Annotated in this window: 10 protein-coding genes; 1 reads left to right on the top strand and 9 read right to left on the bottom strand. The window is 72.7% G+C overall.

Annotation, left to right across the window (positions count from 1 at the left end):
- Nucleotides 1-6: 6 nt before the first annotated feature.
- The 4 genes from ACIBJB_RS37390 to ACIBJB_RS37375 form a co-directional block, all read right to left on the bottom strand.
- Entirely contained in the window at nt 7-1,533 is a 1,527-nt protein-coding gene (locus ACIBJB_RS37390) for an aldehyde dehydrogenase family protein (RefSeq protein WP_398937597.1), read from the bottom strand.
- Between the two features lie 187 nt (nt 1,534-1,720).
- Nucleotides 1,721-3,001 carry a hypothetical protein gene (locus tag ACIBJB_RS37385; protein ID WP_398937595.1) on the bottom strand — a complete coding sequence of 427 codons (1,281 nt, stop codon included), beginning with the start codon at nt 2,999-3,001 and terminating at the stop codon, nt 1,721-1,723.
- Nucleotides 3,002-3,096: 95 nt separating this feature from the next.
- The gene (locus tag ACIBJB_RS37380) at nt 3,097-3,453 is read right to left on the bottom strand and encodes a hypothetical protein (RefSeq protein WP_057607802.1); all 357 of its coding nucleotides are present in this window, start codon (nt 3,451-3,453) and stop codon (nt 3,097-3,099) included.
- On the bottom strand, nt 3,440-5,224 hold the full coding sequence (locus tag ACIBJB_RS37375; protein WP_398937593.1) for a hypothetical protein: 1,785 nt from the start codon (nt 5,222-5,224) through the stop codon (nt 3,440-3,442). The genes ACIBJB_RS37380 and ACIBJB_RS37375 overlap by 14 nt, the downstream gene beginning before the upstream one ends.
- 139 nt (nt 5,225-5,363) lie before the next feature.
- Between ACIBJB_RS37375 and ACIBJB_RS37370 the strand changes: the two genes are divergently transcribed.
- Nucleotides 5,364-6,251 (top strand): GNAT family N-acetyltransferase, encoded by an 888-nt coding sequence (locus tag ACIBJB_RS37370; protein WP_398937591.1) that lies wholly within the window; start codon nt 5,364-5,366, stop codon nt 6,249-6,251.
- A gap of 26 nt (nt 6,252-6,277) precedes the next feature.
- Here the strand turns inward: ACIBJB_RS37370 and ACIBJB_RS37365 are convergent, their stop codons facing one another.
- The 5 genes from ACIBJB_RS37365 to ACIBJB_RS37345 form a co-directional block, all read right to left on the bottom strand.
- Nucleotides 6,278-7,159 carry a hypothetical protein gene (locus ACIBJB_RS37365; RefSeq protein WP_398937589.1) on the bottom strand — a complete coding sequence of 294 codons (882 nt, stop codon included), beginning with the start codon at nt 7,157-7,159 and terminating at the stop codon, nt 6,278-6,280.
- Nucleotides 7,160-7,299: 140 nt separating this feature from the next.
- A complete protein-coding gene (locus tag ACIBJB_RS37360) occupies nt 7,300-8,289 on the bottom strand; it encodes a malate dehydrogenase (RefSeq protein WP_398937587.1) in 990 nt (329 codons plus the stop codon).
- Nucleotides 8,290-8,655: 366 nt separating this feature from the next.
- Nucleotides 8,656-9,879, bottom strand: a complete 1,224-nt coding sequence (locus ACIBJB_RS37355; RefSeq protein WP_398937584.1) for a DUF2690 domain-containing protein — start codon at nt 9,877-9,879, stop codon at nt 8,656-8,658.
- Between the two features lie 233 nt (nt 9,880-10,112).
- Nucleotides 10,113-10,571 (bottom strand): helix-turn-helix domain-containing protein, encoded by a 459-nt coding sequence (locus ACIBJB_RS37350; RefSeq protein ID WP_398937582.1) that lies wholly within the window; start codon nt 10,569-10,571, stop codon nt 10,113-10,115.
- Between the two features lie 237 nt (nt 10,572-10,808).
- Nucleotides 10,809-11,429 (bottom strand): DUF3017 domain-containing protein, encoded by a 621-nt coding sequence (locus ACIBJB_RS37345; RefSeq protein WP_398937824.1) that lies wholly within the window; start codon nt 11,427-11,429, stop codon nt 10,809-10,811.
- Nucleotides 11,430-11,924 lie beyond the last annotated feature (495 nt).

Here is an 11,924-nt window from a genome sequence, read left to right as displayed (position 1 = left end):
GTGCGCTCAGCCTGCGAACCAGCGGACCGGCTTCGGCGCCAGGTTCTGGTAGACGTGCTTGCTCTCGCGGTACTCGGCGAGTCCGGCGGGGCCGAGCTCGCGGCCCACTCCGCTCTTTCCGAAGCCGCCCCACTCCGCCTGCGGGAGGTAGGGGTGGAAGTCGTTGATCCAGACGGTCCCGTGGCGGAGACGGCCGGCGACCCTGCGGGCACGTCCGGCGTCGGTGGTCCAGACGGCGCCGGCGAGGCCGTACTCGGTGTCGTTGGCAAGGGCGATCGCCTCGTCCTCGGTGCGGAAGGTCTCGACGGTGAGGACCGGTCCGAAGACCTCCTCCCGCACGACCCGCATCTCGCGGTGGCAGCGGTCGAGGACGGTCGGCTCGTAGAAGTAGCCGTCGGCGGGACGCTCGGCCGACGGCTCGGGGCGCTGCCCGCCGGAGCGCAGCACCGCGCCCTCGGCGAGCGCGGAGGCGACGTACGACTCGACCTTGGCGCGCTGCTGCTCGGAGACCAGCGGCCCGCACTCGACACCGTCCTCGGTGCCGCGGCCGAGGCGGATCTTCGAGGCGCGGCGGGCGAGTTCGGCGACGAAGCGGTCCCGGACGGACTCCTCGACGATGAGGCGGCCACCGGCGGAGCAGACCTGACCGCTGTGGATGAAGGCGGCGTTGAGGGCCTGGTCGACGGCGGTGTCGAAGCCCTGGGGGGTGGCGCAGGCGTCGGCGAAGACGACGTTGGGGTTCTTGCCGCCGAGTTCGAGGGCGACCTTCTTCACCGAGACGGCCGCCGCCTGCGCGACCTTCGTGCCGCTGATCAGGCCACCGGTGAAGGAGACGAGGTCGACGTCGGGGTGCTCGGCGAGCCGGGCGCCGACCGTGTGGCCGGGCCCGGTGACGATGTTGGCCACACCTTCCGGCAGACCGGCCTCGACCAGCAGCTCGATGAGCGCGATCGTCGTCGTCGGGGTGATCTCGCTCGGCTTGACCACGAAGGTGTTGCCGGCCGCGAGCGCGGGAGCGATCTTCCAACTGGCCTGGAGGAGCGGGTAGTTCCAGGGCGTGATCAGCGCGCACACGCCGACCGGTTCGTGGACGACGACGCTGTGGATGTCGGTCGAGCCGGCGTCGACGACCCGGCCGGGCGCCTCGCCCGCGACCAGGTCGGCGAAGTAGCGGAAGGCGTCGGCGACACAGTCGATGTCGACCCGGCCCTCCTCCACCGTCTTGCCGGCGTCACGGCTCTCCAGGAGGCCGAGCTCTTCGCGGTCGCGTACAAGAAGATCGGCGACGCGGCGCAGCAGTGCGGCGCGTTCGGCGACGGGGGTGAGCGGCCAGGGGCCCTGTCCTGAGTCGAAGGCCTGGCGGGCGGCGGCGACCGCCAGGTCGGTGTCCTTCTCGTCCCCCTCGGCGACCACGGCGAACGGCCGTGCGTCGGCAGGGTCGAGGATCTCGCGGGTGGCTCCCGAGACGGCTGCGCGCCACTCGCCGCCCGCGTGGATGGTCTGCGGCTCCTGCCGCGCCTGCTGTCCGGCCATGATCGGTGTTGCCTTCCGTTCCTGTTCCGTTCCCCTGTGTCACACGCGTGTCACTCACGGGGACCGTCGTCGCCTGCCCCCGCGCCTCGATTGCATGCGCAATCGGTGGCCGAAAGTGGGCTGGCTCACTGAACATGAGGGCAAATCAGGGCGAAAGGAACGGCGGCGGGTGCGGCCGGACGCCGGTTCAGTCGATCGACGCCGCGTCGCAGGCGTAGGGCGCGCAGAATCCGGAGAGCGCGGTGGTCAGGAGTTCCAGTTCGTCCTGGCCGCCGTCGCTCTCCAGGCCGTACGCGGCGATCGCGTAGATGAAGCCGTCCTGGGCGACGAACCGCTCGTCGTAGACGTGCCAGGGGCCGATGTCCGGCTCGCCGCTGAGGGAGTCGGCCCGGTACTCCAGACGTTCGCCGGTGAACCCGTCCTCCTCCACGGGCTGGAGGTCCAGCTTCTCGAAGCCGTCCGGCTTGGAGGTGTCGGCGGAGAGGTAGAGCTTGAACGACGCCTCCGGGGACTCCTCCGCGACCTGGTACACCTGCAGTCGGCGTTCGCCGTCCGTGCTGCGGTAGTTGACCACGTCGATGCCGTACTGGGAGTCCACGGTGGTGCGCGACCAGCCCTCGGGCCGTGCGATACGGAAGCCCTCCTCGTCCTCGTACAGCTCGTACCCGGCGGGCAGTTCGGGCGGCGAGGCGAGCGGGGACGCCGTGTCCTCGGTCGGCGAGGGGGTCGGCGACTCGTAGGGGTCGCTCTGCTGCGAGACGACCCCCGTGGGTGTCGGGCTCGCGTCACCGGCCTTGTCGTCCTCGTCCCCGCCGCCGACGACCTGCGTCAGCACCAGGGTCACGGCGACCCCGACTGCGGCGACCCCGCCGAGCACGGACCAGAGGAGCCGACGGTTCGTCCCGGAGGGAGGCGGGGTGACGGCCGTCTGAGCGGCGGTCAGTGGGGCGGTCTGTGCGGCGGTCGACCAGGAAGTCCCCGACCACTCGGCCGACGGCGCGGATCCGCCACCGAGCTGCTCGACGGAGGACCAGCCGCCGTCGGGGGCACCTGGAGCACCGGCGGCGCCGGGCCCGTGCCAGGTGCTGCCGCCTCCGGTTCCGGGCCAGCCGGCGGGAGGGGAGGGCGGGGGCGGCGGGCCGGGGGCGACCTCGGCGGACGGTTCCGGGGAGCCGGACCCCGCAGCCGCGCCCACGGTCTCGTCGGGGGCTGCCTCCGCCCCGGCCGACCCGGCCGCCGGCGGCCACACGGGCGCGACCGGCGCGGCCGTGGGCGTGGCGGTCCCGTCAGTCGAAGGCGCACCGTCCGATGCTCCGTCCGCGGCCCCGGACACCCCCGGCGGCCACGTCGGCACAGCGCCCGGCCGGGCCGGTGGCGGCGGAGTGACCGGACCGGTCGCGGCCCCGCTGCCGTCCCCGTCCTCCCACCGCTGCGTCTCCTCGTTCCAGTACCGCACGCCCCCGCTCATGGCGTCCCCTTCCCACTCACCGCGTCCCCCGTTCCCGCCCCTGCCGTGCGGGCCGGCTCACCGCGTCCCGCACAGACGGCACCGTACGCCTGCGCTCACAACCCCAGCAGCCCGGCCACCGCCCCCGCCGAAGCGACCAGACCGACCAGCGCCTGCGAGTCGTCCAGCAGCGCCCGCAGGCGTTCCCGGCGGGTCGGCCCCGCCTGCCCCGTCGTGACGATCTCCTCCTCCGTCTCGGCCAGCGCGCTGTCCAGCGCCGCCGTCTCGTCGGTGGCCCGCAGTCGTGTGAGGTCCTCGCGGAGTTCCCGTACGGCGGTCAGGAGCGCCTCGGCGGCCTCGTCCCGCTGCGGCGCCGTACCGTGGTGGCTCTCGGCGTGCGCGTGGCTGCCGATGGCGAAGGTGCTGCCGTGGACACCGCCGCTGATGCTGACGCCCGGCTCATCCGTTGTCATTGCCGCTGGTTCCCTTCTGTGCCGTCCCCGCGCCGCCGGTGGTGGAGAACGCGGTGGCGTGCGAGCCCGCCGCGAAGGTGCTGCCGTGGACACCGCCCTCGACGTGCACGCCGTTGTTGATGTTCACGATCTTCTGGACGAACTCGCCGGTCTGGTAACCGGATTCGGCCAGCGCGGTCAGCACTCCGTGCGCGACCCGGTCCTGCACGCTCCTGAGGTAGCGGTAGACGTCCATCTCCTGGAAGCGGGACCCCTCGTCCACCGAGCCCAGCTCCCGCACCGACAGCGCCGGACCGTCGGGCAGCGCGCCCGCGTAGCCGCCGGTCAGCAGCTTCCACGCGTACCCCACGCCCCGGCCGAGGGTGACGAGGGAGCGGGCCGCGGAGCCCGGCACCCGGGCCACCGCCCAGGCGGCCTTGCCGATCACGTTGTTGTGGCGGTAGGTGTGGGCCGTGCGGTCGGCGTCCTTGAAGTCCTCGCGCACCGGCAGCAGCACATGCGGGGCGATCTCCAGCATGAGCATCCGGCCCTGGGTGTGGATCCGCACGAAGACCGTGACGACCAGCTCCTCCTCCCAGCCGCCGACGCGGATCCGCAGGAAGTGCCGCCGCTTCTCGGCGCCCTCCTCGACCGCACGCGCCCGGTGGTCCTCGAAGGCCTGCGGGTGGTACGGCGCCTCCTCGCGCCGGCGCAGCCCCTCCGCGGGCAGGAACACGCACTCGTCGATCTCCAGCCAGCGCAGCCGGTCGCGGACCGTGTGTCCGGCAAACTCGGAGGGCAGCCGCAGCTGTTCGAGCAGCGGGCGGATCTTCTCCAGGACCGCGCGGTTGTTCAGCGGCAGCTGTTCCTTCTTCGTCTCGTCGGGCCGCAGCTCGACGGCGAGCACCCAGGTCTCGTAGGCGGCCCCGGCCCCGCAGAAGGGACGCTTCTCGTGGTACATGACCAGCGGCGCGTGCTGCTCGATCCGGATGCGCTGCTTCAGCCGCTGGAACCGCTGTCCCTCGGCCCGCTCGGCGGGGTCGCCTGCCGCGTCCGGGAAGCGCTGCGGGGACAGCTCGGCGCCCATCGCCCGGGCGAACTGTCCGCGCTGCGCGGCCACGCACCCGGCGATCAGCGCGAAGACGACGACCACCAGCCAGGCCTGCAGGGGCCCCATCAGCCCGCTGACCCCGTCGAAGTCGGGCAACAGCAGATCGGACGGGCCGGTCGAGTCGCCGTAGCCGTACGAGTCGCCGAAGGACCCCGAGTCACCGTAGGACGAGGAGCCGTCGTCGCCTCCGCCGAACGCGACGACGAGGGCCAGGATCAGGAACGTCGCGAAGAGGACCCGCCCCCACCAGCGCACGAAGAAGGCCGGCACCCGCCGGTACAGCGGCGGGTTCGCGCTCTTGCCCCGGATCCACGAGGCGGCCGCGAGCATCATGCCGGGGCCGAGGAACACGAACAGCAGCCCACCGGTCAGCGGCAGCCCGATCACCCACAGGCCCAGGATCAGTCCGGCCCACAGGAGCTCCTGGCGCCGGGCCCGCAGCGCGTGCGCGAGCACCCGGGCCGCGTCGAGGCCGAGCGAGGGCGCCACGATCCGCTGTTCGTTCAGGTGCAGCTGCTCGATGACCCGGTCCCGGTAATCGGAATCCAGGTAGGTGCCCGCGCACAGCAGCCGGGTCGCCTCACTGGCGTGCGGTGGTGTGGCCGGCCCGGGTGGTGCCGACGCAGGTGGTGCGCCGCCCGATGTCGGCTGCGGTTGCTGAGGCACGAATGCAGTGCTCACGCCACTCCCCCGATGCGCGCAAAGGCCTTGCTCAATGCTGCTGTTGACAGCCCATCAGCATAGAGGTGCGGGTGGCGTCGGCGAACCGGAATGCCGATCTGTGGACAGCGGCAGATTCATTTGACTAAAGTCAAAGATTATGAACCCGGTGTCGACAGAGCACGTGGCGGAGTTCCGCCGGTTCAACCGCTACTTCACCCGCCGTATCGGCGCCCTGGACGACCACTACCTCGGCCAGGACCGCCCGCTCGGCGAGGCGCGGCTGTTGTTCGAGATCGGCGAGGGCGTCTCGCTGCGCGAGCTCAGGACCCGGCTCGGTCTGGACGCCGGATATCTGAGCCGGATGGCGAAGACCCTGCAGGCGCAGGGCTTGGTCCGGGTCAGCGTCCACCCGGGCGACAGTCGGCTGCGCATGGTAGAGCTGACCCGCGCCGGACGCATCGAGCTCGAGGAGCAGAACCGCCGGGCCGACGCCCTCGCGGCCGGTCTGCTCGACGGACTCACCGGGCCCCAGCGGGACCGGCTCACCGAGGCGATGAGCACCGCCCAGCGGCTGCTGCGCCTGGCCGGCATCACCGTGGCCCCGGTCGACGGCGCCGCCCCCGACGCCCGCGCCTGCCTCGACGCCTACGCCGCCGACATCGACGCCCGCTTCCCGGAGGGCTTCGACAAGGCCGACCTGGTGCGCCCCGAGGAGGTCTCCGGGAACGCGGGCGCGTTCTTCGTGGCGTACGAGGAGGGGCGCCCCGTGGGCTGCGGCGCGCTGCGCCGGCTAGGGCCGCGCGTCGGCGAGATCCGCCATGTGTGGGTGCACCCGGACGCCCGCCGCCTCGGTCTCGCCCGGCGGATCCTCGCGGCCCTGGAGACGGAGGCCGCCGCCCGCCGCCTGGCCGTCCTGCGGCTCGACACGCACGCCTCGCTCACGGAGGCGCGGACCCTGTACCGGGCGTGCGGCTACAGGGAGATCCCGCCGTACGCGGATCACGTCTACGGCGACCACTGGTTCGAGAAGCGGCTGACCGGCTGACCGCGGGTCCCGGCGGACCCGAGGGCTCACTCCGCCCGCACGCCGCACTCCGTGTCCGCCGGGCAGAAGGAGGCCAGCGCCCTGGTGAGGGGCTCGCGCACCAGGGCGGGCGCGAGGGCGGCGGGGCCGGTGGCGCGGATCGCGTACAGCCGCCCGTCGGCGGCCCGGAAACGGTGGTCGACGACCTGGCGGGCGCCGAGGTCCGTGTCGTCGTAGCGGTAGGCGAGCTCGGCCCAGGTGGTGCCGGAGGCCCGGTCGAGGACCTGGTAGCCGGGCTCGCGCGAGAAACCGTAGCCGGGGTCGTTCTCGGCCAGACCGAGGGACTGGGCCGGGGTGTCCTCCGCGAGCCGGAAGACCTGGAGCCGGCGGCCGTCGGCGGGGGCGTCGTAGACGACGACCGGAGCGGACTCCCCCTGCTTCTCGGTGCGGGTCCAGCCGCGGGGAACGGCGACGGTGTAGCCGGCGGGATCCTGGACGCGGCGGTACCCCGAGGCGGTGGAGACGGACGACGACGGTGACGGTGACGGTGTGGCCGAGACGCTCGGGGCCGGACCGGCGCCCCTCCCGGAACCGGATCCAAGGGAGGTGTCGCGCAGGAACCACCAGACACCGACACCGACCGAGACCCCGACCAGGACGGCCACCACGAGGGCGGCGAGCACCCGTCGGACCCGGTGGGGCGCGTGCGGGGGACCCGCGGGAGCCGGCGCCGCCGGTGGCCAGGGAGGGGTGGGGGAAGCCGGTGGCCCGGCCGTCGCCCAGTCAGGCGCGAAGGAGGTCTGGGTCTGGGCGGACGCCCACGGCGGGGCGGTCCCCGCCTCCCCCGAGCCCCAGGCCGCCCGGCCTCTCTCCTCGCTCGGTTCGTGTTCCGCTCCGGAACCGGAGCTGTAACCGTTCCACCCGTTCATCTCGAACCCCCGCATCACCCCACCGGGTACTGCGTCGACGGTAGGGCGAAAAACGGCCACGGGCCCTGTTCCGGAAGGAACCGGAACAGGGCCCGTGCAGGCTCGTGACAGAGCCGTCGAGAAGACTCGGACGCGAGAACTCAGATGAGGCCGAGGGCGCGGACCGCCTCGCGCTCCTCCTCCAGCTCCTTCACCGACGCGTCGATGCGGGCGCGGGAGAACTCGTTGATCTCCAGGCCCTGAACGATCTCGTAGACGCCGTCCTTGGTGGTGACGGGGAAGGACGAGATCAGGCCCTCCGGGACGCCGTAGGAACCGTCCGAAGGGATGCCCATGGAGGTCCAGTCGCCGTCCGCGGTGCCGTTGACCCAGGTGTGGACGTGGTCGATGGCGGCGTTGGCGGCGGAGGCGGCCGACGAGGCGCCACGGGCCTCGATGATGGCCGCACCGCGCTTGGCGACGGTCGGGATGAAGTCCTCGGCCAGCCACTTCTCGTCGTTGACAGTCTCGGCGGCGTTCTTGCCGGCCACCGTGGCGTGGAAGATGTCCGGGTACTGGGTGGCGGAGTGGTTGCCCCAGATGGTCAGACGCTTGATGTCGGCGACCGTGGTGCCCGTCTTCTTCGCGAGCTGGGTCAGCGCGCGGTTGTGGTCGAGGCGGGTCATCGCGGTGAAGCGCTCGGCCGGTACGTCCGGGGCGGCGGCCTGGGCGATCAGCGCGTTGGTGTTGGCCGGGTTGCCGACGACCAGGATCTTGACGTCGTCCGCGGCGTTGTCGTTGATGGCCTTGCCCTGCGGCTTGAAGATGCCGCCGTTGGCCTCCAGGAGGTCACCGCGCTCCATGCCCTTGGTGCGGGGGCGGGCGCCGACGAGCAGACCGACGTTGGTGCCGTCGAAGGCGACGTTCGGGTCGTCGGTGATGTCGATGCCCTGAAGGAGCGGGAAGGCGCAGTCGTCGAGCTCCATGGCGGTGCCCTCGGCGGCCTTCAGCGCGGGGGTGATCTCCAGGAGGCGAAGCTTGACCGGAACGTCCGCGCCGAGCAGCTGGCCGGAGGCGATGCGGAAGAGCAGGGCGTAACCGATCTGGCCGGCCGCGCCGGTGACGGTGACGTTCACGGGAGTGCGGGTCATGGCGTTCTCCGTATGACAGCTGGCGGTGGGGCGTCCCTGCCCCGGACGTTTGATCGATCTCTTGGCGTCAAGAGAGATCCAGCGGTCAGGCTATCGCGCATCCGGGATGTCGGACGTCCGGCCTCGTGTGGCCCAGCCCACAACCACCCGGCAACCAGCCCGTAACCACCCCGCGAACGACCGCCGGACGACCGCCGGACGACCGGCAAAAGAGGCGGCCGCCCGTCCGGGAGAGGGGGGACGAAGGCGGCCGCCGTATGGGGGTACCGATTTCCGGACTCCCGTGGGGGTACGGTTCGCGTGCCCCCGATTCAACAACCCATGCATGGTCGCTGAAGATTTACCTATCCAGAGGGCGGGCACCCCTCAGTCGGTGCACCCCGACTGCCCGGAAGCCAGCGTCACACAGGCCTTCGCCTCACCGGCGTCCTTCACGGCCACCATCGGCGTATAGGCGATCGTGTCCCCGGCCTCGGTGATGTTCCCGCTCTGCTCGGTCGCCTTCCCCGCGGTCACCTCGACCTTGTCCCCCTGCCCGGCCTGGGTGACCCTGCCCCAGGCCGCACCACAGGTCTCGCTGTAACGCACCTCGACCACGGTCGCCCCCACCGTCGCGGTCTTGGCGGTCGTCACGAGATTCCCGCTGCACCCCATGGCCTCGGCGTCCTTGCCGGTGCACCCCGCGCCACTGCACTTCACCCCGGCGGGCAGCGAGACGGACGCGCTGGCGGACGGTGACGGAGACTTGTCGGCCCCCGCGTTCTTCTTGTCGCCGCCCCCGTCGGTCAGGAAGAACACGGCGGCGACCACGACCAGCACCCCGACGACCCCGGAGAGGAACATCGTCAGCCGCCGCTTCCCCCCGCCGGAGCCGACGGACCCGGCGGCACCGGCCGCGGCGGCACCGGAGGAGCCGTCCCCGGGCCGCGCGTCCTGCGGCTCGTCGTACGGCCGGGGCGTCCCCGGCGTCCCCGGCGTCCCCGGCGTCCGCCCCGGACCGCCGGCGGAGACGGGCGCCGCCGCGGCCGTACGTCCCGGAGAGGCCTGCGACGGCCCCTGATAGGGGGCCACGCCCCAGGAGTTCGCGCCCGAGGAGCCCGGCCGTGCCTCCACGCTGTCGGCTTCCGACGACGTCGGCTGTGGCGGCACCGTAGGGGCGACTCCCGCGGGCCCCGCCACCCCCGGCGTCGCCGTCGCGCTGCTGCTCCTGCGGGCCGTTTTGCTGCCCTTGACGGTGGCGGGCGGCGCCCCGAACTCGCCGAGCGCGGCCCGCGCCTGGGAGATCCGGATGGCCTCCATGGTCATGTCGTGGCGCATCTCCGAACGGCTCCAGGCCCGTTCGGCGAGCTCCCACATCGTGGTCAGGTGAACGGGATTGGTGCCGGTGACCTCGGCCAGGGCGACGATCGCGCCCTTCGGTGCGAGCAGCCGGCCGTTGAGATACCGCTCCCAGGACGTCTTGCTGTAACCCGTGCGGTCGGCGACGGCCGCGATGCTCAGGCCGCTGCGGTCCACGAGCCGCCGCAATTGGCTCGCGAACTCCCTGACCTGCGGATCCAGTTCATCCGGCAAAGACCTCCAGCGAGGCATTGCTCCCCCTCTTCCCCCCGGTCGGTGCTGGTTGTTCTGCGCTCCCCCGTGCCCCCCACAGGAGTGCGTCCGCCAAGGATCTCAGCTCCCGGCGTGGAGACGCACGGGGGCGTCGGCAAGTTCGACACATTAGCTCCGCTGTCGAACGGTTCCGTGTCAAATGCGCGAAGTTGTCAATACATCGCCACAGGAGGAACACACCGGTAATAACGCCCGTCACGGGAGTTCCCGGCTCACCCGGACGCCACGGCACCGGCCACCCCGGCCAACAGCAGGAGGACAAGCAGAAGTACGGCGAACAGCAACAACCGGTTCATTCCGCGGCCGCCCTCTTCGGGGCGCTCGTCCCACCAGGGCAGGGTCGGGTCGTCCTCGTACTGCTCGCCCCCGGCAGTCGGTGCGGGCGCCGCCGCAGGTCGGGGCCAGGCCTGGACCGCCAATTCCCAGCGCACACCGAAGCGGTCGGCGTCGGCGGAGTCGAGACCCGCGATCCGGCACAGGGCGGCGACGGCCTGGCGGGGCGGGGGCTGGGTGGCGTTGAGATAGCGGTGCCAGGAGGACTTGCTGTACGCGGTGCGCGCGCCGAGCGCCACGAGGCTCAGTCCCGTGCGGTCCTTGAGCTGTCTGAGCTGCTCCACGAAGTGCCGCACCTCCGGCGGCAGATCGTCGGGCAGCGCCTGCCAGCCACTCATCGCCCACCTCCACGGCGTCCTCCCCTGCTTCCAGGCAATTGACGACGTCAGAGGCCTGATCGGTTCCTGGTCCGGGGGCGGCTGTGGCAGGTCGCGCACACCGTGCCGGAACGGTCACCGCTGTGCCACAGCGAACTGACAGCGGTTGAACGGGCCGTTCGCGGCACGGGAGGCTGAGCCGTGACGGCGGTCCGTCCCTCGTCGGGGGTGGGGGCGGACCGCCGTCCCGCGCCTGCCTCAGCTGCTGCTGACCGTGAAGTGCAGGGTGTCCTTGAGGAAGGGGATCACCAGCCACGGGTTCGGCTGCACCATCATCGCCAGCAGGACGATCGCGGTGCCGAGCAGGCCGTAGGTGGCGATGTCGGTGAAGCGGGAACGCACGGCCAGCATGCCGACGTCCGGCAGCAGCCAGCGCAGCACGGCACCGGCGAGCAGGGCGAGGCCGACGAGCAGCGTGCCGTAGCGGAACTGGTCGAGGGCGGTCAGCAGCAGCCCGAGCCCCACCGTGGCCAACACGGCGAGCACCGGCCACTGCCGGGCGGGCGCGGGAGCGTCCCGCGGCGCGGCCCGGCCACCGCCCTCGGGCCGCGCGGTGTCCCTGGTGAACAGCGGGAACCGCCGGGTCGCCCGCCGGGGCCGCCCGTCGACGTCGGGCGCACTGATCGCGTCCCGTACGACGACCTCGGCCTGCGCCCCGGGATCCGACACGTTGCCCGACTCGCCGTCGACGCCGTCCGACGTCCCAGCGGGGGGATCCTCGGCAACCGTGGCACCGGACTCACGGACCTCGCCCGCCTCGGCGGTCGTGGCACCGGACTCACGGACCTTCCCCGCCTCGGCGGCTCTGGCACCCGACATACTGAGCTCCTCTGTCTCGGCCGCCCTGACACCCGGCTTCCGGGACTCGCCCGACCCCGCCGACACCACGTCCTGGTCCTGAGAGCCCCGCGCCGCGGTCGCCCCCATACCCGGTGCCCGGGCCCCCCGCTCGCCGACCGTCGGCTTCTCGCCCCCGGGCGCCCCGGATGCCTCGGCCACCGGCTCCCGAGGTCCGACGCCGGCCGCACCCGCCTTCCGGCGCCCTTGCGCCCCGGCCGCGTCCACACCCGCCGTCCGCGACCCGCCCGCCTCGGCCGACTCCACGTCCGCCTCGCGAGAGCCCCGCGCCGCGGTCGCCCGCCCGCCGACCGTCCGCTTCTCGGCCCCCGGCGCCCCGGCCACCGGCTCCTGGAGCCCGGCGCCGTCCGCACCCGTCTTCCGGCGCCCTTGCGCCCCGGCCGCGTCCACACCCGCCGTCCGCGACCCGCCCGCCTCGGCCGACTCCACGTCCGCCTCGCGAGAGCCCCGCGACGC

The sequence above is a fragment of the Streptomyces sp. NPDC050759 genome (assembly GCF_044456945.1).
In the GTDB taxonomy this organism is placed as follows: domain Bacteria; phylum Actinomycetota; class Actinomycetes; order Streptomycetales; family Streptomycetaceae; genus Streptomyces.
Note: the sequence above shows the minus strand (reverse complement) of the source record. Positions and strands in the feature narration are given on the sequence as shown.